At 41.6% G+C, this 23,924-nt stretch carries 21 protein-coding genes and 1 pseudogene; 3 read left to right on the top strand and 19 right to left on the bottom strand.

Annotated features, from left to right (window positions below; all coding sequences use genetic code 11):
* Positions 1 to 36 precede the first annotated feature (36 nt).
* Positions 37 to 408, bottom strand: coding sequence for an SdpI family protein (locus Q7O90_RS04060; protein ID WP_304127808.1), 372 nt, complete (start codon positions 406 to 408; stop codon positions 37 to 39).
* A gap of 227 nt (positions 409 to 635) precedes the next feature.
* Between Q7O90_RS04060 and Q7O90_RS08245 the strand changes: the two genes are divergently transcribed.
* Positions 636 to 887: a transposase gene (locus Q7O90_RS08245; RefSeq protein WP_442929243.1), complete on the top strand. Its 252-nt coding sequence runs from the start codon at positions 636 to 638 to the stop codon at positions 885 to 887.
* A 412-nt stretch (positions 888 to 1,299) separates the two neighbouring features.
* On the top strand, positions 1,300 to 1,479 hold the full coding sequence (locus Q7O90_RS08240; RefSeq protein WP_442929242.1) for a transposase: 180 nt from the start codon (positions 1,300 to 1,302) through the stop codon (positions 1,477 to 1,479).
* A gap of 375 nt (positions 1,480 to 1,854) precedes the next feature.
* Here Q7O90_RS08240 and Q7O90_RS04050 read toward each other — a convergent pair whose 3' ends face one another.
* From Q7O90_RS04050 to Q7O90_RS04035, 5 genes are read right to left on the bottom strand one after another with little or no spacing between them, the layout of a single operon-like run.
* Positions 1,855 to 3,111: a DNA cytosine methyltransferase gene (locus Q7O90_RS04050; protein ID WP_304127805.1), complete on the bottom strand. Its 1,257-nt coding sequence runs from the start codon at positions 3,109 to 3,111 to the stop codon at positions 1,855 to 1,857.
* Between the two features lie 28 nt (positions 3,112 to 3,139).
* Positions 3,140 to 4,288, bottom strand: coding sequence for a hypothetical protein (locus Q7O90_RS04045; protein WP_304127802.1), 1,149 nt, complete (start codon positions 4,286 to 4,288; stop codon positions 3,140 to 3,142).
* Positions 4,281 to 6,467 (bottom strand): sensor histidine kinase, encoded by a 2,187-nt coding sequence (locus Q7O90_RS04040; RefSeq protein WP_304127800.1) that lies wholly within the window; start codon positions 6,465 to 6,467, stop codon positions 4,281 to 4,283. Before Q7O90_RS04040 ends, Q7O90_RS04045 begins: the two co-directional genes overlap by 8 nt.
* 54 nt (positions 6,468 to 6,521) lie before the next feature.
* Complete coding sequence (locus tag Q7O90_RS08235; RefSeq protein WP_442929241.1) at positions 6,522 to 6,620, bottom strand: HaeIII family restriction endonuclease; 99 nt, start codon at positions 6,618 to 6,620, stop codon at positions 6,522 to 6,524.
* Positions 6,604 to 6,870: a DNA cytosine methyltransferase gene (locus Q7O90_RS04035; RefSeq protein ID WP_304127954.1), complete on the bottom strand. Its 267-nt coding sequence runs from the start codon at positions 6,868 to 6,870 to the stop codon at positions 6,604 to 6,606. Before Q7O90_RS04035 ends, Q7O90_RS08235 begins: the two co-directional genes overlap by 17 nt.
* A gap of 95 nt (positions 6,871 to 6,965) precedes the next feature.
* Here Q7O90_RS04035 and Q7O90_RS04030 point away from each other — a divergent pair.
* Positions 6,966 to 7,960, top strand: a pseudogene (locus tag Q7O90_RS04030) (IS30 family transposase).
* 87 nt (positions 7,961 to 8,047) lie between these two features.
* Here Q7O90_RS04030 and guaA read toward each other — a convergent pair.
* The 13 genes from guaA to carB form a co-directional block, all read right to left on the bottom strand.
* On the bottom strand, positions 8,048 to 9,589 hold the full coding sequence (guaA, locus tag Q7O90_RS04025) for a glutamine-hydrolyzing GMP synthase (RefSeq protein ID WP_304127797.1): 1,542 nt from the start codon (positions 9,587 to 9,589) through the stop codon (positions 8,048 to 8,050).
* An 8-nt stretch (positions 9,590 to 9,597) separates the two neighbouring features.
* Complete coding sequence (locus Q7O90_RS04020) at positions 9,598 to 11,109, bottom strand: IMP dehydrogenase (RefSeq protein ID WP_304127794.1); 1,512 nt, start codon at positions 11,107 to 11,109, stop codon at positions 9,598 to 9,600.
* 186 nt (positions 11,110 to 11,295) lie between these two features.
* Complete coding sequence (locus tag Q7O90_RS04015; protein ID WP_298573442.1) at positions 11,296 to 11,892, bottom strand: hypothetical protein; 597 nt, start codon at positions 11,890 to 11,892, stop codon at positions 11,296 to 11,298.
* A 9-nt stretch (positions 11,893 to 11,901) separates the two neighbouring features.
* Positions 11,902 to 13,545 carry a hydroxylamine reductase gene (gene hcp / locus Q7O90_RS04010; RefSeq protein WP_304127791.1) on the bottom strand — a complete coding sequence of 548 codons (1,644 nt, stop codon included), beginning with the start codon at positions 13,543 to 13,545 and terminating at the stop codon, positions 11,902 to 11,904.
* 187 nt (positions 13,546 to 13,732) lie between these two features.
* Positions 13,733 to 14,443, bottom strand: a complete 711-nt coding sequence (locus Q7O90_RS04005; protein WP_298573444.1) for a Crp/Fnr family transcriptional regulator — start codon at positions 14,441 to 14,443, stop codon at positions 13,733 to 13,735.
* 12 nt (positions 14,444 to 14,455) lie between these two features.
* Positions 14,456 to 16,084: a chaperonin GroEL gene (groL, locus tag Q7O90_RS04000; RefSeq protein ID WP_304127787.1), complete on the bottom strand. Its 1,629-nt coding sequence runs from the start codon at positions 16,082 to 16,084 to the stop codon at positions 14,456 to 14,458.
* 133 nt (positions 16,085 to 16,217) lie between these two features.
* The gene (locus Q7O90_RS03995; protein WP_094234772.1) at positions 16,218 to 16,490 is read right to left on the bottom strand and encodes a co-chaperone GroES; all 273 of its coding nucleotides are present in this window, start codon (positions 16,488 to 16,490) and stop codon (positions 16,218 to 16,220) included.
* Positions 16,491 to 16,632: 142 nt separating this feature from the next.
* A complete protein-coding gene (locus Q7O90_RS03990) occupies positions 16,633 to 17,481 on the bottom strand; it encodes a DNA-3-methyladenine glycosylase family protein (RefSeq protein WP_304127785.1) in 849 nt (282 codons plus the stop codon).
* A gap of 261 nt (positions 17,482 to 17,742) precedes the next feature.
* On the bottom strand, positions 17,743 to 18,117 hold the full coding sequence (locus tag Q7O90_RS03985) for a Rid family detoxifying hydrolase (protein WP_273068341.1): 375 nt from the start codon (positions 18,115 to 18,117) through the stop codon (positions 17,743 to 17,745).
* 203 nt (positions 18,118 to 18,320) lie between these two features.
* Complete coding sequence (locus tag Q7O90_RS03980) at positions 18,321 to 19,088, bottom strand: YlmH family RNA-binding protein (protein ID WP_304127782.1); 768 nt, start codon at positions 19,086 to 19,088, stop codon at positions 18,321 to 18,323.
* A gap of 64 nt (positions 19,089 to 19,152) precedes the next feature.
* Complete coding sequence (gene tsaA / locus Q7O90_RS03975) at positions 19,153 to 19,857, bottom strand: tRNA (N6-threonylcarbamoyladenosine(37)-N6)-methyltransferase TrmO (protein WP_304127780.1); 705 nt, start codon at positions 19,855 to 19,857, stop codon at positions 19,153 to 19,155.
* Position 19,858: 1 nt separating this feature from the next.
* Positions 19,859 to 20,545, bottom strand: coding sequence for a nitroreductase family protein (locus tag Q7O90_RS03970; RefSeq protein WP_304127777.1), 687 nt, complete (start codon positions 20,543 to 20,545; stop codon positions 19,859 to 19,861).
* Between the two features lie 38 nt (positions 20,546 to 20,583).
* On the bottom strand, positions 20,584 to 23,769 hold the full coding sequence (gene carB / locus Q7O90_RS03965) for a carbamoyl-phosphate synthase large subunit (RefSeq protein ID WP_304127773.1): 3,186 nt from the start codon (positions 23,767 to 23,769) through the stop codon (positions 20,584 to 20,586).
* Positions 23,770 to 23,924: the final 155 nt, after the last annotated feature.

Below are 23,924 nucleotides of genomic sequence, written 5' to 3'. Positions count from 1 at the left end.
ACTGGAATTTATCTCTACCTTTAAGTAGGCTGTTCTTTACACTCTGTTTCCACTTTCATCAAAGGTATTCTTTAATGATTTTTCAGTAGATATAATAATTACAACAAAACTTATCATTTGAATTATTGTAATACCAAGCCCTATCCAGCCTATCCTATCTATTGACATATTAATAACTCTAGGCATAATTGCAATTGCCAATATTAACGAAGGAAAAAACATATATAGCGATATTTTTGCACAATGTTTTTGTGCAAAATCCCATGTATCTTGATTTTTCATAGACTGCTTCGTTCTATACCCACTTGCATTATTAATCGTTTTGAGCTTCGGGCATAAATACCAAGTTAATAATAACGCAGCAGGTATGAATAATGTGATGATGAACATAAATATCCAAAATCCCATATTTTACAACTCCTCCCCAGCTTCAACTATACGATTAGCTATTTTCCACAAAATCCAAAATGATGAAAGGCTTTTCGTTTGTTAAGTGTATATATAATCAACTATGTTTAATTTCCTTGGTTATAAAATATAGAATGGTTATCAATCCAAATAACCTTAAACTCACGATATATAAGTAATTTATCACATATGTGCACTTATTCCAATACATGTAGATCTTATAATAAATCAAAGCTGGCGACATTTCTAATATTATTCACAGCAGATTAGATAGAGTTACTGAACCATATTTCTCAAATATTTCTTTAAAAGAACGTGCTAATGTTAAGTATCTAATTTCAGATATGTATAACCCTTATTTAAGTTATGTAAAAAAATACTTCCCTAATGCTGTATCTGTAGTGGATTCTTTCCATGTAATGCAATGGATCATTCATTCTCTTGACATGTTTCTTCGTAACCTACAAAATGGAATATAAAGTACGAGATGAATCTAAACGATGTGCAAATTTTTCAAAATACGGGCATCAGCAAAGAACTCCTATTTCAGATGAAGTATATCTTCTTAAGAAGTATCGGTGGTTGCTTCTTAAGAATCAATAGCATTTAAAATATCACTTAGAACCTAGATATGACAGACACTTTAGGTATTTCATATACACTTTTGGATAAGAGGAAAAATTTCTAGCTCTTCACCCATATATCAAGGTCTTCAGAGATTTAAAAGAAGAATACGTAAGATTTAATTCTAGAAATGCTGGTAACCCCTTAAAAGCTGCTGAAGAAATAGATTCCCTAATACACAAATACTGCAGTAGTAAATACCAGATATTCGTTGAATTTTGAAATTTACTACGTAAATACAAGAATCCCATTATTAACTCATTCATAATGGTGGATAGGCTCGGACCAGATGGCATATATAACAGCAGTCTTTCTAATGGTCCAATTGAATCTTTAAATCGCAAAACAAAAGACCTAAAGCGACTAGGAGGAGGATTTCGAAACTTCGAACACATGAGAAATCGGTTCCTTTTTGCTACTCGCAAGAATCCAATTTACAAAGGCTAGTAATCAAACCACTAATGCTTTCCCATGCAAAATGGATTGGGCAAACTGCCCAATCCATTTACATTTCGTAAGACCCTAAAACCAGACTCTAAAATTTGCCCCTAAAAAACTTTGATGACCCACCAAAAGCCTCCCACCAAAATGATGGAAGGCTTCTGTAACTATTTTTCGTAAGAACCTAATAAACTTTGATGATATCGTCTTTTCTTACCACCGATATTAGCAAACCGTCATTTCTGCTTGACAAGTGATAAAATTATAGACCAAAAATAATACCCTAATACAAGAGTATTCTTCTGCAAAATCTAATCAGAAACAACTGTATCAAATCAGAAAAATTATGATAAATATATGGGCAACGAGATGAGGGATAATTCAAATATTCTCTTTTATCCCTCTCAAAAAATCTACTATGGCCATTGCAATTTTTTTAGATAGAATTGGCGGAACGGCATTTCCTATTTGTTTAAATGCAGCTGTTCGTGAATTTTCAAAATAAAAATCATCTGGAAAGCCTTGTATTCTAGCTGCTTCTCTTACTGTAATTGAACGATTCTGTCTTGAATTTGGATGAATATAATAATGTCCATCCTTTGCAATATGAGCAACAACCGTATGACTGACGGAATTATAATCCAAAGCTTTATATCTATCTAAAAAAGATGTCGTATTAGAATGTGTTTGCAATTCTTCTGGAATATCGGTATATCTTAAATTAGTGCCTTTTTTCTTAACCTTTAATACCAATTTATATATCTTCAAATCATTTTCATTATGAGGTCTTGCGGCATGTTGTGTTAAAACATCATCTTTTTTACGAATATATTTTTCAACAAACTGGCTTGAAACATCACAACGATACTTATGAGAACTTTCTCCAGACTTTATACTTGGCAAGTCCTCAAATAATTCTTTTATAGTTGGGGTAGGCTCAACATATTCAGCCAAGCAGTCAAAGAACGAGTTATCGAATACTAAATCTTTTCGATATCCTACAAGAATTAAACGTTCTCTTTTTTGTACTACACCATAGTTACTTGCATCTATTATTTGATATTCTACCTCATATCCGCACTTATCGAATTCGTAAATTATTTTTGGCAGGAGTAACTCTCCTGATAAATCTTTAAAAGAAAGTAACCCTTTAACATTTTCAAAAACAAAGAACTTTGGTTTATATTTATCCAGAAAATCTAAATAATGTTTATATAGATAAATTCTTTTATCAGTAGATTTCTTCGACTTGTTATTGGCTCTACCAATTGTAGAATATGCCTGACATGGCGGTCCACCAATAATACCATCTAAATCATTATTGCCTAATTTTTGGTCAATAAATTCAAAAATCGAGGGGATGGTATCTTTACTGATTTCCTTATTCAATATATCTTTAGTTAGATCTCTTGGTATAATTGAATACAAATCAGATCTTGAGATTTTACCTTGAATATATTCAAAATATGGAGATAGGTTATTTTCTTTTTTTAAACAGTAATATATGTTTCTTAATTCTAAAGAAGAGCAAGCATCTTTGTCCATTTCTATATGACAAATAAAATTATAATAGTCTTTATACCTAAACCCTTCGGTTAATCCACCTGCTCCCGAAAACACATCTACTATATTTAGCATAACCACACCTCCTTTCTAAAAATTCAAATTAAAAATATTTTTCCAATATACTATCAGTATTAAATGTAGGTTGCCCTTGTCTTTGATAATATGCGCTAAATCTTGATACTATATCTCTCTTAAAACTTTCAGTTATTACACCAACTTTTGAATATTCTTCGTTATTAATCTCTCCACTATCTTTATCATATTTTAGAGATATTATAGATCGAAAATCCACAAACCCTCCAGTAAAATTATTAACTTTAGGTAAAAAATGATACCGCATTGATTCAGGGTGGGAATTCCTAAACCACTTAGCTAAGGATAACTTTGCATTTTTTGCTTTTTTAGAATTTTTGTTTGACTCATTATTATAACAATTCAATTGGTCTACAAACGACTGTATTTCATCATGCTTTTTTATTTTACACAATATCACCTCATCCACCTTTTTATTAGCAAGATCGCATGACGGTGTTAACACAATAAAATACTCATAATTATCTTCACTGATATTCTTCTTATAAATGTCGCATGTACACACTTGCAAAATGGGATTTGGAAACATATACATTTCTATAGGTTCAACATCAATATACTTCTCATCAAACATATATTTATTAGAAAACCAGCTTGAGATATATCTTATTATTACAGTTTCTTGTTTATCCTGCGGTAATGGTGATATATCATTATCTTCATTGGCAAAGTAAATAGGCATTACTTCCCAAAACAACTCCTTTATATTATTGTTAATTTCTCCTCTTGAACCAAAAATTTTAAAAACTGAGTCACTATACTTTTCTATCAATTCCTTGATTACATCATATAAAGGTACATCTTTAGATAAAACTTTAACTATTCTTTGGTTAATATTATCGCTTACTTTACTTGGAAATCCAGTTCTGACCACAATCGGGATTATCTCTTTTTGTATTATTTGATTTAACAAAATATTTCCTGATATTTGTTCGTCATCATTGCTTGTATTATCATCATTTGTTAATTTCAAATCCATTATTATTGCTTGAAAATAATTCTTATATAACTCTACCATAGCTTCTTCAGGCGTTTTTACTGCTTTATATGTTAAGTTATTTGAAGTATTCTCTGCATTTATTTCGTCAATAGCACTTTTAAATATCTCTTCCTGTTCTGATTCATCATCAATTAATAAAAAGTTAATATTACTCATCAGTATTATTAGTCTCCTTTCTGAAGCTTATTCTAAATAATGCACCATTTGTGGAATCTATAGCTTCTAAACTACCCTGATTTCGTTGGACAGCTTCTCCCGCAATAGAAAGACCTAATCCAGTACCGTTTTCTTCTAATACAGTGTATTTCCTTGAATATCCTGGCAAAAATAATAAATTATCTATTATATCTTCTGTAGGAATACCCGGTCCATTATCACCAATTTCTATAGTTACATCATCCGAACTACCGTACAATTTTATTTTTATCACTTTATTATTACACTTAGTATGTTGAACCCAAAATACAGCATTATCTATAATATTTGTTAACGCCATATATAAATCTTCTTCAATTACATCCAACATAATATTTTTATCTAGGTCATATTCAATAGTTATGTTTTCTTCCTCTATTTTCGATTCAAATATACCAACCACCGCTTTTATTTTTTCATCAACATTAACTTTTCTCTTTTTCTTTCTTTTGTTAGATGCTAATGGATCTAATCGATCGAAAAAACCGCTCATTTGTCTTGCTTCACAGTCTAATTTATTAATGTCACTTGACAAATCTTCATAAACAATAGCACTGATTTCTTTCTTGTCTTCTAATTTTTTTAGTTTACGATTCATTTGTGGTAATTTGTTGGTGTACCATGTGAGAGGTTTTCTTCCTTCATGTAACACTACACTGATAACATTACCTAATGTTGTTTGCTTTTGATATATAGCTATAGTTTTCTTTACCTCTAAAAACTCTACCTCCTTCTCCTTTTCTAATGCTTGTATCTCTTTGCTTATTTCTTGATTCAATATACTGATGTGTTCATCAGTTTTATCAGGATACTTTTTTAAATTTTTATAAGCTTTTTCAACTGCTTTTTCCATCTTTTCATTAGTATGACTGAAATCAAAGAGTCTATCGATTGCTTCAGGCTTCTTCTTAGAAGTCTTTTGTCTATAATTAAATCTTTCTCTCTGTAATATATTAAGACTCAAATTTGCAACTCTCTGCAAAGCATGGTAGTTAGTATTTTCATACAATCCGTCTCTCGCACTTTTTTCTTTCAATCCTGAATTTTCCTCAGATTCTATACTAATCCTACCATTAATTTGTTCAGAACCAATTGACATACTCGGATTCTGAACACGTTTAGAATCTAAATTTAACCAGTCAAATCCCTTATCTCCATATGGTCTTATTCTAAAGTCGCTTCTGAATATACTTATACCTGATTGGTCTATTAACATATTCCTTACATCAGTTTTTGATAGTTTTGTATTTTGATTCCCATTGATGAAATTCATTATTACTTCTATTCCATGAGGATCTTTATCATAAACCCTATAATCAATGTATACACCTCCACAAGATGCTGAATTTTTCATTAAAATCTTGTCATCTGCAAAGCTACTATTGAATGATTTTTCTTCTTTTGTATAAAAATTATAATATGTTAATTCATAACTAAAATCAGCATTTACCTTACCAGTTAATCTATAATGCCAAGCATTATCAAACTCTAATTGTGAAATTATTTTGCACATATTTTTAGTGCTATCAATGTAAAAATCCTCATAACAAACTTCTATCCTAAAATCATCTATATTTGATAGAAGTTTAGATAGTTCCTTTTCAATTTTTTTCACATCAGACTCATTAATCTTATCAACAAGCCCATTGTTATATTCATTTGTAATAATGAGCTTAGTTCCACTATGATCAACCGTTTTACAAGTAGTAATCGTAATTGGTATTTCACTAAGTTTCTTTTCTGAATTAAATTCATTCCAATCAAAAAATGCCGATGTTTTGATAGAATCTTTTATGGTAATTAATTCCAGTTTATTACCAAGCAATGATACCGCATACCGCCCAATTCCTTTTCTACCTTGATATACTCTTCCTTTAGGACTCTTTTTCTTTTTCAATTTATAATCAGTTGATGGTACCATCCATGCCCCTAAGACAGTTTTTTGACTCATACCATGTCCATCATCCTCAACAATAATTTTTAATATATTATTATCTTTCCTATATGTGATTTTTACATAAGTAGCATCTGCATCATATGAATTTTTCACAAGTTCAACTATAGCTGCTGGAAGATCTTTAATTAAATCTTTACCAATTGACATTATAAGTCTGCCTGTGGGTTCAAAATAACTTTCCATATTACATATCTCCTGACCATCTGCAATCTATCGAAATTATAGTTGTTGTCATACCTATATTTGTATATCAAGCTTCAGACTCGGTTCAACTTTTGTAGACGCACTGTGAATTCCAAAGCTGAATTGCCAAATCTTTTTAATCAAATATCGCATCTTTAAAAGTCAACTTTGACTCGTATGGTTTAGGTGGTTCAAATTTGATGTTTAAATACTTCCTAAATCCAATATAGAAAACTCTTTTTCTGTCCTGAGGAACACCATAATCACTAGCATTTAACAAATGAATAAAAACATCGTAGCCATCTTCTTCAAATTGAGAAACAATATTTTCAACAGCACTATTATGCCTTTTCGCCATCGTTCCTTTAACATTTTCTGCTAATAAGAACTTAGGTTTTTTTATCTCTTGAATTTACATTCAAATGCAACAATTAAATAATGACCCATATCCTTGGTATAATGGTGTTTGCTAAGACATCCAATATCCAAGGAGGAACTATGAGTCATTACAAACATCTTACACCAATTGAGAGAGAAAAGATATTTCTTCGTCACTCTCAAAACAAAACATTAAGCTATATAGCAGAAACTATTCATCGTGATAAATCTACAGTTTCAAGAGAAATAGCATGCAATTGCTGTAATGGGACTTATTCACCTAGTGCAGCTCATACTAAATATTTAGAACTCGTATCAATCGCAAACCCAAACTTAAGCTCTCTAATCCTGAAATATTCAAATATGTTAGAGATAAGTTTCTGATATTAAAATGGTCACCTGAGCAAATATGCGGTCGGCTAAAGCTGGAGCAATCAGAGCTGTATGTTAGTTATACAACAATATATCGTGCTATATATTCAGGAATATTTGGCACTGACAAAGAGCATTCTTTGAATAGCAATCGTGGTGCTATCCGCAAACTTCATCATCGTGGAAAATCCCGACATACCAAGACTTACATTGAAAGACGCGGTAAAATTCCAATCAGCAACAATATTTCAGACAGACCTCAGGAAGCTAATAACCGAACCCATATATGGTACTGGGAAACTGATACAGTTATTGGCAAGAGGAGCGGAGCCTGCCTTGTTACTCTTATCGATAGGAAGAGTCGGTTTCTTCTAAGGTCTAAAGCCACGAAGAAAGATTATTTATCTGTAAAATACACTATGATTTCGTGTCTCAAGGGACAACCATGTCATTCAATTACGCCGGATAGATGCATGGAATTTGCCAAACATGATGAATTTTCTGCTGCACTCGAAAAGGGTAAGTTTTATTTTCCACTGCCACATCATCCTTGGCAACGGGGGGCAAAAGAAAATACAAATGGACTGTTCAGAGAGTATTTTCCTAAAAGTTATGACCTTGATGATGTGCCAGAAGTGTACATACAAAGCAAAGTGGATGAAATGAACAAACGACTACGGAAATGCCTTGGGTTCAAAACACCATATGAAGTTTGTTATTCAACTGTGTTGCACTTAGCTTGACAATTCAAGTATGAAAAAAATACTTCAGCTAACCACTTGAAACCTTAGAATAATCAGTAATATCAATGGTTTCAATTAGTACTTAGGCTACTCAAACTCAACCGTTCCCGGTGGCTTAGAGGTCAGATCGTAGAACACCCTATTCACGTGATCCACCTCATTTATTATTCTATTCATCACCTTCTGCAGCACTGACCACGGGATTTCCACCGCCTCTGCTGTCATGAAGTCAACTGTCTCGACCGCACGGATTGCAACCGCATAATCGTAAGTACGGAAGTCGCCCATTACGCCGACTGATCTCATATTAGTTAGGGCTGCGAAGTACTGGCTAATTGAGCCTTCGAAGCCCGCCTTTGCTATCTCCTCGCGGTAGATTGCATCCGCTTCCTGCACTATCTTGACCTTCTCAGCTGTAACTTCACCGATGATTCTTATGCCGAGGCCTGGTCCTGGGAATGGCTGACGGTCAACCAGATAGTCTGGGAGGCCTAGCTCTCTTCCTAGTGCTCGCACTTCGTCCTTGAACAGCATGCGGAGTGGCTCGATGATTTCCTTAAAATCAACGTGGTCTGGCAGTCCGCCCACATTGTGGTGCGACTTGATAACTGCCGACTTGCCGAGACCGCTCTCGATGATATCTGCGTAGATTGTTCCCTGAGCTAGGAAATCAACTGCGCCTATCTTCTTGGCTTCTTCTTCAAATACGCGGATAAACTCCTCACCGATGATCTTACGCTTCGTCTCAGGGTCTGTCACGCCAGCGAGCTTTGCGTAGTATCTCTCCTGAGCATTTACACGCACGAAGTTGAGGTCGTACTCACCCTTGCTGCCAAATATCTCTTCGACCTGGTCGCCCTCGTCCTTACGGAGTAGTCCGTGGTCTACGAACACGCAGGTCAGCTGCTTTCCGATTGCCTTTGCCAGAAGTGCCGCAACTACGCTGGAATCAACGCCGCCAGAGAGCGCAAGTAGCACCTTGCCGTCTCCCACCTTCTCGCGGATCTCTGCGATTTCCTTTTCAGCAAAGGAATCCATCTTCCAGTCCTGCTCGCACTTACACACGCCCAGTATGAAGTTGCTAAGCAGCTCTGTGCCCTCTGCCGTATGATTTACCTCTGGGTGGAACTGCACTGCGTAGTAGCCCCTCTCCCTGTCTTCCATACCTGCAACTGGGCAGTTTTCTGTATGCGCGGTAATCTTGAAGCCTTCTGGTACCTCGCTGATATAGTCAGTGTGGCTCATCCATGTTACTGTTTCGTCGCTGAGTCCTGCAAAGAGGCCTTCCTTGCAGTCAACCACTGTGTCGGTGCGGCCGTACTCGCTCGTTGGGGCTGTTCCGATCTTGCCGCCTAGCTCGTGTGCCATCAGCTGTGCGCCGTAACAGATGCCGAGTATCGGGAGTCCTAGCTCGAACACTCCTCTATCGATTGCTGGTGCACCCTCTCCGTATGCGGACTGTGGTCCGCCAGTGAATATGATGCCACATGGGTCAAATTCCTTGACCTTATCTACTGTTACATTTTCGAAATTATGAACTTCCGAGTACACGCCGAGCTCACGAACCCTACGGGCGATGAGTTGGTTGTACTGTCCGCCAAAATCAATAATTAATATCTTGTTAGCCATTATCGCTCCTAACGTCTTACTGTTGCTACGCTATTGTCCTTGAGTACAACGTCGTGCGCTCCACCCTCGATGATGCTTGTTGCCGATACGAGTGTAAGCTTTGCATTCTGCTGTAGCTCTGGAATAGATAGAACTCCGCAGTTGCACATTGTCGACTTAACCTTGTCTAGAGAGAGGTTTACGTTGTCGTGCAGCGATCCTGCATATGGAACGTAGGAGTCAACACCTTCCTCGAACTTGAGTTTACTATCGCCGCCGAGGTCGTATCTCTGCCAGTTACGAGCTCTCGCAGAACCTTCGCCCCAGTACTCCTTCATGTAGTTGCCATTTACCATAACCTTAGCGGATGGCGACTCGTCAAATCTTGCAAAATATCTGCCTAGCATGATGAAGTCCGCGCCCATAGCGAGTGCTAGTGTCATGTGGTAGTCGTACACGATTCCGCCGTCGGAGCAGATTGGAATGTACTCACCTGTCTTCTCGAACCACTCGTCTCTTGCTGCTGCAACTTCGAGCACAGCAGATGCTTGTCCGCGTCCGATTCCCTTCTGCTCTCTAGTGATACAGATGGATCCGCCACCGATTCCGACCTTGATGAAGTCTGCGCCGCTCTTAGCTAGGAAGTCGAAGCCTTCCTTATCTACGACGTTACCAGCACCGATTTTAACTGTGTCGCCGTACTTTTCCTTAACCCACTTGAGAGTTCTAGCCTGCCACTCTGAATATCCCTCGGAGGAGTCTATTGTGAGCACGTCTACGCCTGCCTCTACGAGCGCTGGGATTCTCTTCTCGTAATCACGAGTGTTGATTCCTGCACCTACGATGAAGCTCTTGTTGTCGTCGAGAAGCTCGTTTGGATTCTGCTTGTGAGAGTCGTAGTCTTTTCTAAATACAAATGCTACTAGGCATCCGTCCTTGTCCACGATTGGCAGCTGGTTTACCTTGTTCTCCCAGATGATGTCGTTAGCCTCGGATAGAGTGATTCCTGCATTGCCATACACGATGCTCTCGAGAGGTGTCATGAACTCAGAAACTTTAGTGTCTGTGCTAAGTCTGCTCACTCTGTAGTCCTTGCTTGTAACGAGGCCGACTAGCTTGCCGTGTCCTGTACCGTCATCTGTAACCGCTACTGTCGAGTGTCCAGAATTCTTTTTGATTGCGAGAACGTCAGCAAGTGTGCTGTCAGGCTTTACGTTGGTATCACTTGGTACGAAGCCTGCCTTGTAGGACTTAACCTTCTTGACCATTGCCGCTTGGCTCTCGATTGACTGAGAACCGAAGATGAAAGAAATTCCACCCTCCTTCGCTAATGCAACCGCCATCCCGTCATCAGAAACAGCCTGCATTACTGCGGAAACAAGTGGAATATTTGCCTTGATCTTAGGCTCCTCGCCTTTCTTGAATTTAGTAATCGGAGTCGCGAGCGACACATTCTCAGGCCTAGCATCTGCGCTAGAATATCCAGGCACTAGAAGGTACTCGCTAAATGTTCTTGATGGTTCTGTTAGAACGATTGCCATTTTGCACCTCTCTCTTTCTATATATGAAAATCAAATTGTAAGTTAAGATATTAATTGAAAATTATAGCACAATAGGGTGGTTTTCGGTAGTGGTTGGAGCGGAAAATATAATAAAAAAAGCTGTGGCCGAGCGAATCGCCCAGCCACAACTCTATGATTTAATTTTTATGTAATCACTAGCTGCGGTTACGCTCTAATCTCGTATGTTCCTTCCTGTGGCTCATCGTATGATAGACCTGCAGGCTCGAACATTCCCTTTACGATTTCTGTTCTGAGCACGTAGTAGAGTTCATCCTCTTCATTAGCCCAGTGCTGAGCGTGAATGTCCATGTTACGTCTCCATGTGATGGAGTCGTCTGTCTGACCAATCATTTCATTTACATTGTCGCATGGCATACCGTCGAGCAGTGTGTTATTGAGGTATCCGAAAGCTACATCTGCCTTAGTACCAGTTGGCACCGCATTTAGCTCGCCGAAGCGTCTAGCCGCCTGCTTTAGGTCCTCTACTCTTGCAGGGTTTGCAGCTGTGATAGTCTGAACTAGCTTCGCATATCTGCTCTCTGCATCTGCAATTCTTGCCTGAAGGCTGCCGTGAATGTTGTCAGGGTCAACCGCCTCTTCAAGCGGACGTCTATCGTAGCTGTGACACTCATTTGCAAGCTCCTCTGTCAGCTCGCTCCATCCCTCTGCCTTTCCAGCATCGATCAGTGCGTCTGTGAGGTCTTCCTGAAATATGATTTTGTCATATAGCCACTGATGTATAGGTCCTAGAAATAAACTCATCGTTACCTCCTATTTACCAAGGAATAGCTCTATATCGTCATCTACTGATCCGATTCCTGCGATTCCGAAGTTCTCAACGAGTACGTTTGCAACGTTTGGTGAGAGGAATCCTGGTAGTGTTGGTCCTAGGTGGATGTTCTTAACACCGAGGTATAGAAGTGCGAGAAGAACGATTACAGCCTTCTGCTCATACCAAGCGATGTTGTAAGCGATTGGTAGCTCGTTAACGTCGTCTAGTCCAAATACTTCCTTGAGCTTGAGCGCGATAAGTGCTAGTGAGTATGAATCGTTACACTGTCCTGCGTCGAGTACACGTGGAATTCCGCCGATGTCTCCTAGGTCTAGCTTGTTGTACTTGTACTTAGCGCATCCTGCTGTGAGGATTACTGTATCCTTAGGTAGAGCCTTTGCAAACTCTGTGTAGTAGTCTCTTGACTTCATTCTGCCGTCGCAGCCAGCCATTACGAAGAACTTCTTGATAGCTCCAGACTTAACTGCCTCAACTACTGTATCTGCTAGTGCAAATACCTGCTCGTGTGCAAATCCACCCACGATTTCACCTGTCTCGATCTCTGTTGGTGCAGGGCACTTCTTAGCTAGCTCGATGATCTCGGAGAAGTCCTTAGTCTCACCGTACTTGCCGTCGATGTGCTTGCATCCTGGGTATCCTGCTGCACCTGTTGTAAATATTCTGTCCTTGTAGCTATCTGCTGGTGGCACGATACAGTTTGTTGTCATCAGGATTGGTCCGTTGAAGCTCTCGAACTCTTCCTTCTGCTTCCACCATGCATTTCCGTAGTTACCAGCGAAGTGATCGTACTTCTTGAATGCTGGGTAGTACTGTCCTGCAAGCATCTCGGAGTGTGTATATACGTCTACTCCTGTTCCCTCTGTCTGTTCTAGAAGCATTTCGAGGTCCTTTAGGTCGTGACCAGAAATCAGGATTCCTGGATTCTTTCTAACACCGATATCTACCTTTGTGATCTCTGGGTTTCCGTAAGCGGATGTGTTTGCCTCATCTAGTAGAGCCATACCATCTACACCATACTTACCTGTCTCTAGTGTAAGTGCAACTAGGTCATCTACGGATAGAGAATCGTCTAGTGTAAGCGCTAGAGCCTTCTGCATGAAAGCATCAACATCTACGTTATCCTTAAGTAGAGCATTTGCGTGCTTGCTGTATGCGGAAAGTCCCTTTAGTCCGTAAGTGATAAGCTCTCTTAGAGATCTTACGTCCTCGTTCTCTGTTGCGAGTACTCCAACCTCTGGGCTAGCAGCCTTTGCAGCGAACTCACCAACGCATCCGTTCCACTTAGCAGCCTCTGGAAGCTTGCTTGTATCGTCAAGCTGCTTTAGTAACTGCTCCTTACATGTAAGTGTCTCAACAATCTTTGCTGTGATTGCTTCGTCATCGAAGTTAGCATTAGTGATAGTTGTGAATAGGTTAAGCGATACTAGGTGGTTAACCTGCTCGCTTACTTCCTTGCCCTCAGCTCTTAGCTGTGTGGTTACTGCAGAAAGCCCCTTAGTTACGTATACGAGCAGATCCTGTAATCCTGCTGTCTCTGGAAGCTTGCCACAGACACCTCTCATAGTACAACCTGTGCCCTTTGCTGTCTCCTGGCACTGATAACAAAACATACGGTTTTCCATCTGTTTTCTCCTTTCAACTCTTATATAACGTCCATTTGTTTTTTGCTTTAATTAATGTTTGCTTTAAGTTTGTGCCACAAGCATATCATTAAAAAAGGACAGAATCTGTAACTAATGTTACAGTTCTATCCTTTTTGCATTGTTTTTCAATTGATACATTTAAATTGCGTCAATTATATTTGGATTATCAGTTAAGAGCCTCGATTTCTGCAGGATCAAGGACGTAAATCTTGCGCCCCTTTATCTCGATTAAACCATCGTCCTGCATCTTCATCAGCTCTCTGGAAACTGACGGTCTCGTCACTCCCAGGAACTCAGCTAATCCTTCCCTCGTCATATTGATGGGCTTGCTCATATCCCTGTCGTTATATACGAGTAGCATCTTGGCGATTTTCTGACGGAGCGTCGGACAAGAAAGTATCCTGAGCCTCATATTTAGAGCGTAAGCATTTCTCGCAAAGCTCATCAGCATGTTATTAATCATCTGATTGTGGTAGCCACAGTCATTGCCGCACGTTCCGGACATGAAGTCGCGCGGAAGCGATACGACCTTCGAATCGCAGGTTGCCTGTGCGAATACCCCATACTTCTCTTTGCCGAGAAACAGCAGGATATCACCAAACACCTCTCCCGTATCAGTAAAGTTTCCGATGACTCTCCTGTTGCCGTCGAAGGAATCGTAACCGATCCTCACTCCACCCTCTAGGAGGATGTGGAGCTTAGTTGGTTCATCCTCTTCAGTGAATATCATGTCCCCTTTCTTGAATGATAGGCAGAGTGCACCACTGCATGTAAAGCAGTTGTGCACGTCATCTACCGTCATATTCTCAAAAAGCGGGCTCACCATGAGGCGTTCAGCTATTACTCTATCAGTCTTTGATGATGCTCTTGCTGCCATGTTCCTCGCCTATTACATCATGCCCATTCCGCCGCCTGCAGGCATAGCAGGTGCAGCTGGCATATCTTCCTTAATCTCTGAAATCCCTGCCTCTGTAGTGAGAAGCATACCTGCTACACTTGAAGCGTTCTGAAGTGCAGATCTTGTAACCTTAACTGGGTCAACGATTCCAGCTTCAATCATGTCTACGTACTCCTCTGTTGCTGCGTTAAATCCGACGCCCTTCTTGGACTCCTTAACCTTAGCAACGATTACGCTGCCTTCATAGCCTGCATTCTCGGCAATCTGTCTAACTGGCTCCTCTAGTGCTCTAACTACGATTCTCGCACCAGTCTTCATATCTCCGTCAAGGCTCTCAGCATATTCAGATACCTTATCGATTGCGCAGATAAGCGATGTACCACCACCTGCAACGATGCCTTCCTCAACTGCAGCTCTAGTAGCATTTAGAGCGTCCTCGAGTCTGAGCTTCTTATCCTTGAGCTCTGTCTCTGTAGCAGCTCCAGCATTGATAACTGCAACTCCGCCGACTAGCTTAGCAAGTCTCTCCTGCAGCTTCTCTCTATCGAAGTCAGAAGTCGAATCTTCAATCTCGCCTTTGATTTTCTCTACTCTCTCTTCGATTTCAGACTTATCTCCAGCGCCGTTTACGATTACTGTGTGATCCTTATTAACCTTAACAGTTCCAGCCTTACCGAGCATATCTACTGTAGCTTCCTTGAGCTCATATCCTAGCTCCTCGCTGATTACAGTACCGCCTGTGAGGATTGCAATGTCCTCCATCATAGCCTTTCTTCTGTCGCCAAATCCAGGTGCCTTTACTGCTACTACGTCAAGTGTTCCTCTTAGCTTGTTAACTACGAGTGTTGCGAGTGCCTCACCATCTACGTCATCTGCAACGATGAGCAGCTTCTTGCCTGACTTCATGATATCCTCAAGAAGTGGTACTAGGTCCTGAATGTTGGAAATCTTCTTATCTGTAAGAAGGATGTATGGGTTATCAAGAACCGCTTCCATCTTCTCAGAATTAGCTGCCATGTATGGTGATAGATATCCTCTGTCGAACTGCATACCCTCAACCACGTCTAGTGTAGTTCCGAGTGATCTCGACTCCTCAACTGTGATTACGCCGTCAGTTCCTACCTTCTCCATAGCCTCGGAGATGAGTTCTCCAATCTCTCTATCTCCAGCAGATACAGATGCAACCTGAGCTACGCTCTCCTTGTCATCTACTTTAACTGCGCTATTCTTGAGGTACTCAACTGCGACCTCTACAGCACCGCTGATTCCCTTCTTGAGAACCATTGGATTAGCTCCAGCAGTTACGTTCTTGAATCCTTCGCGAACGATTGCCTGTGTGAGAAGTGTAGCTGTAGTAGTTCCGTCACCTGCTACATCGTTAGTCTTCGTAGCAACTTCCTTAACTAGCTGAGCTCCCATGTTCTCTACCTGGTCTTCGAGCTCGATCTCCTTAGCGATTGAAACTCCGTCATTAGTAATTAGCGGAGATCCATACGCTCTCTCAATAAGAACGTTTCTACCCTTAGGTCCAAGTGTAATCTTAACTGTATCTGCAAGCTTATCTACGCCTGCGAGGAGCTTTCTTCTAGACTCCTCTCCGTAATGTAAATCTTTTGCCATCTTAGCTTCCTCCTATATATATGCACCAATCATGGTACGTGATTAATTTCAAACTACTGACTTTACAGCCATGTATATATATGCCTCTCTTAGTAATGCCGCTATACCTCTATAGAGTATAGAGGCCAATCAATTACTCGATTACTGCCAAAATATCCCTCTGGCTCATGATGATATAATCCTCGCCACCATACTTGAGCTCTGTGCCGCCGTACTTCGAGAATATAACCTTATCTCCTACCTTTACTTCCATCTTCTCGTCTTCAGTTCCTGGGCCTACTGCGAGAACTTCAGCCTCTTGTGGCTTCTCCTTAGCACTTGCCGAAAGTATCAGACCGCCTTCAGTCTTCTCAAGTGCTTCGCTACGCTTAATAACAACTCTTGCGCCTAGTGGCTTTATTCCTATGCTCATTTGTAACCTCCTGATTATACGTTTTATTCGTATTGTTAGCACTCAATTATCAAGAGTGCTAAACTCTATAACATAATTTTACTCAGACCCCCATATGTTGTCAACACGGCACTATGAATTAAATGTGAAAATATCTTCACTGCATGCTTCGATAATAATAGAACAGATACTGCTGTGCTATGCCGCCTAGTTCGCCGAAGTGCTCATCCGCAAACTTCTGCATCCCTTTTATATCCTTGATGTCGAAGCCATATAGATCAACCATTATCTTCTTCATCCAGATATCTATAGGAAATGCCGTAAAGTCTCTGAGACCGAATAGCAATATGCAGTTTGCGACTTTAGGTCCAACACCAAGATAAGATAATAGAGCCTTTTGTTTCTCTTCCGTTGTTCCCGTAGGCACTCCGTGCTCAGCGAAATGCTTAGGAGCTGATACTAAGTATGCGTTTCTATATCCGAACTTTAAGTCCGCCAGTTCTTCGAGTGTAGCCCTCGATAGCTGCTCGGGCGTCGGAAATGCATATCGCACCTCGCCCATAAATTCACCGATTTCGGTACCGTAGTTCTTCGCTAACGACTCGATGCACTTCTTAATCCTAGGTATGTTGTTGTTCTGCGAGACGATGAAGGAGATGAGAACCTCCCAGTAGTCCTGATTAAGTATCCTGATGCCGTGACACACATCTATCGACTTTGCTAGCTTAGGATCACCAACGAGAAGTGCTTTCTTCATCGCTCCATAGTCCGTATCCAGATCAAAGTAGCTATGCCAATACTTCTCACTACCGCCCGTGCACTCGATGATAAGCGAGCACGAATCGCCATCATGCTCGAGCGAAACGTGTGCCGCATGACCTCCTGCAACACCTATGTATGAGCCATCCTCACATTCATTCCAGCGAAAGCACTGACCACACTCGAACACGTGAGGTAGCTCTATATCATGTAAATTATCAAATCTAATAACCTTAATGTCGTTCATAACCCCCTACCTTTCATAATGGCTATTATACATGAATTTTCCGTAATGATTTATTGGAGTTCAAAATAAAAAGACCGCCAGAAGGCTTCTACAGGCGGTCACTTATGTTACAGCTATGCAAAATCAGTCGATTATCATGGTTACTGCTCCGAAATTAGTGCATTTTTCGCTATTGAAAATTTCAATACAGGTTTTCGTCACAGTGTTTTATTAACTGATTTAATATGCAGTTTTGCTTCACAGTTTTATTGATTGTGAGTTTTACTTCACTGCAATAATTTCCACTTCGCAGAGTGCTCCTGCTGGAAGCGCTGTGATTGCAACGCATGATCTAGCTGGCTTTGAAGTGAAATACTTAGCATACACTTCGTTGAAATCCTTGAACTCTGCCATATCTAGGATGTAGCAAGTGGTCTTAACTACGTTATCGTAAGTCATGCCGTTAGCCTTGAGGATCTCGCCTACATTTTTGCAAGCCTGCTCGCACTGGCTCTGCACATCCTCGCCAGCGAACTTCCCTGTCTCAGGGTCGATTCCGATAGCGCCAGAAGCGTAAAGTGTATTTCCCGCCATCACTGCCTGTGAGTATGGTCCTAGAGCTGCAGGTGCAGTCTTAATATCAGTATATTCAAACATTTGTCTACCTCCAAAATAACAATATAGAGAAATATTTATTACGCTTTGATTGTAACACCGGGGCGCAGCCAGTTCAAACGGTTACGGAGCTGTTGCGGCACCAATTCTGCTGATTTTCCACTGAGAAGTGTAGCTAGCGAAGCTGGAGCTATGGTGCAGAGATGATTCCCTTATCTTATATGAAATGAACACCTTGAACTCTGTTAAATAAACACCTTAAACTCCGCCCATATTCTTCCCTTCTTGGAGAGCCACGAGAGCTCGGAAAGTATCGCCTTACCTCTGCCGCGGAGCACTATCGTATCACCTTCATTGATACGCTTGTCTATCTTGGTAACTTCCTCGTGATTTATAAAAACGATGCCTCCTTTTATGGCTCTCACCGCTTCACTTCGCGAGACATGGAACGCCGTTGACACCACATTATCTAGTCTTGGCGAAGAAAGTGTGTCTCTAACCGCTTTCACCCTCTGCTCGGGTACTTCCAGTTCCTCGATTTCAGATGTCGTAATCTGGAGATTGGTATGGCCTGCACTGTGAAATTCGGCTAGAAGGAAATCTACAATTTCAGAATTCACAATCATGTCGGCTCCCTTTTCATTGACCAGGATATCCCCTATTACAGACCTATCAAGTCCAAGCGAGAGCACCGAACCGAGATAGTCCCTATGCGTGAGCTTTCTGCCGCCTGTAGCCGCCTTGATGTGAAGCACCGAAAGTGGTGAAATCATCTCTAGCGCTTCCTCGAGAGTATCTGCGTATCCGTCTGGAACGAACATGATAATCCGTCTCTCTGCATCTTCATATCCGCCATAGAAAAATGATTTGACGTCACTTCTCCCTCTCACGATGCGCATGGCTAGCGACTGCTCGTGCATGTTAAGAAAGCCTGTCGCAGTAATGTAGCTACCACGCTCGCACTGCTCGAGCTTATCCTCAATTCTCGCTGTAATAATCTTGTCGTTATCCATTTCTTTCCTGTTCAAATATTATGCTGTTTTTTAAATCAAGCCTTACCTAATTCTGTTATCAGCCTTAAAGCTCGTTCACCGCTGTGACAACCAATCTTCCGTCCCTAAGCACGAACTCTATATCGACGTTCGCAAACGCCATCTTGCATGGCTTTGCAGAATCCCTATCATAGGCATCCCTTGGATTAAGCTCAAGAATCCTTATGAGTGGCGCGCGAAACTCTTCATCAACTTTTGCAAGTAGGTCATCTGAAAATTCAACATCAATCGAAGTATCAATGCTCTTTGCAAACCCTTCATCTGCATCTGTGATGATATCACTGTATGGGATATACGGCTTGATGTCGTATATCGGCGTGCCATCGAGTAGATCTGCTCCTTCGACGATGAGTCTGAGCTGGCCATTATCATCTCGTATCTCTAGGAGCTTGACTGCAGACATGCCAAGTGAGTTCGGCCTATATGGCGACCTCGTAGCAAATACGCCCTTTCGTATATCCCCGCCGAGGCGAGGTGGTCTCACGGTAGGCTTCCACGCTGGATGCTCCTCGGTCATATCTATCTTGGTGTCCGAAAATCCCCAAATTAGCCAAATGTGAGAGAACTCTTCGAGTCCTCTCACAGCGTCAGGATTATTAAATTCGTCGCCGAAGACTATCTCCGACTTAAGGCCCTGTACGAGCCTCGGCTGCCTCGGTATACCGTACTTCTGCTTGAAGGCAGATCTCATGACGGCAATCTGGCGAATCTCATGTATTTCGTTCATCATATTATGCCCACACGAACTCCTTTGGCGAAGAACCTATTTCAAAGTGGTACTTGACGATGCCAGCATCTAGCTTAGTAAATGGTCCGAAGCCAGGCTTTATTTTGATTCTATCTCCGCTTATCGCAAAGGTAAACTTCTGCTGATTCATAGCTGTCGGTGCGAGGAGCGCCATCTCTACGCCCTTCTTGAACCACTCCGGAGTGTCCTCGTAGCTTGAAATCCTCGAAGATTTACCATCGAAGACATCTTCTGGCTTCTTAGACTTCCTGCTATCTCCCGTCGTGCGTCCATATCCTAGGGCAATTACGGCAACGATCTTCTCATCGTGACCAACATCTATAGCGTCCTTAACCTTCTTGTAGGTTCCACCTACCCAGCAAGTGCTGAGCCCGTGCTGCACACAGCGGATCACTAGCTTCTCACCGTAGTATCCCGCCTTTTCATCGAGGTCTTCACGCTTCCTACCGACTACGGCAATGTAATTTTTAACATTTGAGAATTTGCCGTATTTTGCAAGTAGACTCGAGAATGCCTTTGGCTCATCCTGTATAAGCTGAAAATGCATATCTCCCTCGCGGTTACACTGCTGAATCATGACCCTGAGGTCCTCTGCTACCTTCGCATCGATAGGCCTGTCCTCGTAAGCGCGCACGGAGTGTCTCACCTTTACACACTCTCTGATGTTCATAGCCCCCTCCTCTAGTTGAATAATACCTAATTATAACACTAAGCGTCGATTGTGGACACCTTAAATGTTATATCATCAAGCGCTTTTATAAGGACTCTCACGGTATCGAGTGAGGTGAGCGTAGTCACGTTATTTTCAGCTGCACACTTCCTGATGCGGCTGCCCATGGAATTCGCATCTACGGATCTGATGTCTCCGATATTGATCACGTATGTCACGTATCCCTGTCTGAACTCATCCATTACTGCATCCAGGCTGTTATCAGTGTGCTTGAAACTTCTGGTCTTTACGCCATTATTCTTAAGGAACTGCGCCGTACCCTCTGTCGCCTCAATGTTGAATCCTAGGTCGTAGAATCCTCTGATTAGTGGCAGTGCATCCTCCTTAGATTCGTCATTGATCGATGCAAATACAGTTCCGTAATTCTGCATTCTCATACCTGCTGCCTGCATGGCCTTGTAAAAAGCTCGCATCATATCATCGTCATACCCGATGGCTTCGCCAGTAGATTTCATCTCAGGCGATAGCCTTATATCCATTCCTGATAGCTTTGCAAATGAGAATGCCGGCACCTTTACGTACCATCTCTTCTTCTCGAGCGGCTTTAATCCCTTGAATCCCTGTTCCTCTAGGCTGATGCCGAGCATTACCTTGGATGCGATGTCTGCGAGATTGTATCCAGTAGCTTTGGATAGGAAAGGCACGGTTCTCGAGGATCTTGGATTTACCTCGATTATATATACATTTTCAGAAGCATCTACGATAAACTGTATGTTGAATAGTCCGCAAATGCCTATCCCGAGACCTAGCTTCTCTGTATATTCTCTTATAGTCTCCTTAACCTTGTCTGAGATGGAGCAAGGAGGATAGATGCTAATCGAGTCTCCAGAGTGCACGCCTGTACGCTCAACTAGTTCCATGATGCCTGGGATAAATACATCTGTACCATCGCAGATTGCATCAACCTCGATTTCCTTACCGCGGATATAGTGGTCAACGAGCACTGGTTTATCTTCGTCAATTTCTACAGCTGTCCTCAGGTACTGTCTGAGCTGAGTCTCGTCCGCAACAATTCTCATCGCTCTACCACCGAGCACGAAGCTTGGTCTAACGAGCACTGGATAGCCGATCTCATTGGCAACAGTGCATCCCTCATCTATATCTGTTACCGCTTTTCCTTCTGGCTTATCGATACCTAGCTTCTGGAGCAATTTGTCGAACTCGTTTCTATCCTCGGCAGCGTTAATTGCCGCGCAGTCGGTTCCGATGATCTTTACACCTCTCTCGTCGAGTGCATTTGCAAGGTTTACAGCGGTCTGTCCTCCGAGTGAAACAATTACTCCATCCGGTTTCTCTAGTCTAAGGATGTTCATAACATCCTCGATGCAGAGTGGCTCGAAGTATAGCTTATCTGCCGTAGTATAATCTGTAGAAACTGTCTCAGGGTTATTATTTATGATTATAGCTTCGCAGCCTTGACTACGGAGAGTCCTCACCGCCTGAACTGTCGAGTAATCGAACTCAACACCCTGTCCGATTCTAATTGGTCCTGAACCAAGAACTACGACTTTTCTCTTGCCTGAATCCTTAGTCTTCTTGGTCTCACTTCCGTCAAATGTCGAATAGAAATACGGCACATATGTATCCTTAGATCCTGCACAAGAATCTATCATCTTGTACTCTGGGAAGAGGGAAACTGCCTCACGAAGCTTCCACACCTGCTCTTCTGTTACGTTCCAAAGCCTTGCAATTTCAACGTCTGAAAATCCGTGCTGCTTTGCTATCCTCAGTCTTGCGACATCGTTTTTGTTAGCCTTTAGCTCATTCTCGATAGATATGATATTCTCAAACATCCCTATGAAGTACTCATTTATTGCTGTCAGTTCACATATCTCCTCCTTGCTCACTCCTCTTCTCAGGAGCTCTGCAATGGCAAATATTCTATCGTCACGACCCTCAGTTATGTACTCCTTCATCTCATCAGTATCCCAAGTATCGAACTTCTCCATGTATATGTGGGAAACACCTATTTCAAGGGAGCGAACGGCTTTAAGTATGCTCTCTTCGAGATTCATACCGATACTCATAACTTCTCCAGTAGCCTTCATCTGCGTTCCTAGCTTGTTATCTGCATCTGCAAACTTGTCGAACGGGAACCTAGACACCTTGCTCACAACATAGTCAACGGCAGGCTCTACCGAAGCGGGCTGGTCTATAATCTCGATTTCATCTAGTGTCATGCCAACTGCAATCTTGGCTGTGATTCTAGCGATTGGGTATCCACTCGCCTTAGATGCAAGCGCAGATGAACGAGAAACTCGTGGGTTTACCTCGATTAGGTAGTACTCCGATGATTCTGGATTTAGTGCAAACTGCACATTGCAGCCACCTTCAATCTGAAGTGCGCGGATGATTTTAAGTGCACTAGTCTTAAGCATCTCGTTATCTTCTTTACTTACGGTCTGGGTTGGGCAGATTACTATCGAGTCGCCTGTGTGTACTCCAACTGGGTCGAGGTTTTCCATATCGCAGACTGCGATTGCTTTATCAGTGCCATCTCTCATTACCTCGTACTCTATCTCCTTGAAGCCCTTGATACTCTTCTCGATTAGTACCTGATGAGTTGGTGAGATGGATAACGCACGCTTTATAAGCTCTTTAAATTCCTCTTCATCATATGCAAATCCACCGCCTGTACCACCGAGAGTAAACGCTGGCCTGAGAACTACTGGAAAGCCTATCTCTTTTGCAATCTCTAGTCCGTGCTCTTCGCTATTTGCAATGTCCGACTGGATTACCGGCTCGCCTAGATCTTCGCAAAGCTCCTTGAAAAGCTCTCTATCCTCAGCACGCTCGATGCTGCTACTCCTAGTTCCGAGAAGCTCAACTCGGCACTCCTTGAGTACGCCCTTCTTCTCGAGCTGCATAGCGAGATTAAGACCAGTCTGTCCGCCGATGCCTGGCAGAATTGCATCTGGCCTCTCGTATCTGATTATCCTAGCTAGATACTCGAGAGTTAGTGGCTCCATGTATACCTTGTCCGCCATAGATGTGTCCGTCATGATGGTCGCAGGGTTGGAGTTACAGAGCACTACCTCATACCCTTCTTCCCTTAGAGCGATACATGCCTGTGTGCCCGCGTAGTCGAACTCAGCTGCCTGACCGATTACGATAGGTCCTGACCCGATAACTAGAATCTTCTTGATGTCACTTCTTTTTGCCATTTTTTCCACCTTTCCTGTTCCACATCTACGTTAATTTTAAAAAAAGACTTCGATCACTGGAATAACAATTCCAATGTCGAAGTCCTAATCTACGTTGCTATATTCAAGATACGAGTCGCGAAACATTCGCTTCTTCATCTCTCTCTCCTCTTTCT

The organism is Mogibacterium diversum, from assembly GCF_938028775.1.
GTDB classification, from domain to species: Bacteria; Bacillota; Clostridia; order Peptostreptococcales; family Anaerovoracaceae; genus Mogibacterium; species Mogibacterium diversum_A.
This window is presented reverse-complemented; position numbering and strand designations above follow the sequence as displayed.

Coding starts and splice junctions, on each gene's coding strand:
- Q7O90_RS04060 (WP_304127808.1), bottom strand. CDS start 408: ATGGGATTTTGGATATTTATGTTCATCATCACATTATTCATACCTGCT.
- Q7O90_RS08240 (WP_442929242.1), top strand. CDS start 1,300: ATGGTGGATAGGCTCGGACCAGATGGCATATATAACAGCAGTCTTTCT.
- Q7O90_RS04050 (WP_304127805.1), bottom strand. CDS start 3,111: ATGCTAAATATAGTAGATGTGTTTTCGGGAGCAGGTGGATTAACCGAA.
- Q7O90_RS04045 (WP_304127802.1), bottom strand. CDS start 4,288: ATGAGTAATATTAACTTTTTATTAATTGATGATGAATCAGAACAGGAA.
- Q7O90_RS04040 (WP_304127800.1), bottom strand. CDS start 6,467: ATGGAAAGTTATTTTGAACCCACAGGCAGACTTATAATGTCAATTGGT.
- Q7O90_RS08235 (WP_442929241.1), bottom strand. CDS start 6,620: ATGCGATATTTGATTAAAAAGATTTGGCAATTCAGCTTTGGAATTCAC.
- guaA (WP_304127797.1), bottom strand. CDS start 9,589: ATGGCTAACAAGATATTAATTATTGATTTTGGCGGACAGTACAACCAA.
- Q7O90_RS04020 (WP_304127794.1), bottom strand. CDS start 11,109: ATGGCAATCGTTCTAACAGAACCATCAAGAACATTTAGCGAGTACCTT.
- Q7O90_RS04015 (WP_298573442.1), bottom strand. CDS start 11,892: ATGAGTTTATTTCTAGGACCTATACATCAGTGGCTATATGACAAAATC.
- hcp (WP_304127791.1), bottom strand. CDS start 13,545: ATGGAAAACCGTATGTTTTGTTATCAGTGCCAGGAGACAGCAAAGGGC.
- Q7O90_RS04005 (WP_298573444.1), bottom strand. CDS start 14,443: ATGGCAGCAAGAGCATCATCAAAGACTGATAGAGTAATAGCTGAACGC.
- groL (WP_304127787.1), bottom strand. CDS start 16,084: ATGGCAAAAGATTTACATTACGGAGAGGAGTCTAGAAGAAAGCTCCTC.
- Q7O90_RS03990 (WP_304127785.1), bottom strand. CDS start 17,481: ATGAACGACATTAAGGTTATTAGATTTGATAATTTACATGATATAGAG.
- Q7O90_RS03985 (WP_273068341.1), bottom strand. CDS start 18,117: ATGTTTGAATATACTGATATTAAGACTGCACCTGCAGCTCTAGGACCA.
- Q7O90_RS03980 (WP_304127782.1), bottom strand. CDS start 19,088: ATGGATAACGACAAGATTATTACAGCGAGAATTGAGGATAAGCTCGAG.
- tsaA (WP_304127780.1), bottom strand. CDS start 19,857: ATGATGAACGAAATACATGAGATTCGCCAGATTGCCGTCATGAGATCT.
- Q7O90_RS03970 (WP_304127777.1), bottom strand. CDS start 20,545: ATGAACATCAGAGAGTGTGTAAAGGTGAGACACTCCGTGCGCGCTTAC.
- carB (WP_304127773.1), bottom strand. CDS start 23,769: ATGGCAAAAAGAAGTGACATCAAGAAGATTCTAGTTATCGGGTCAGGA.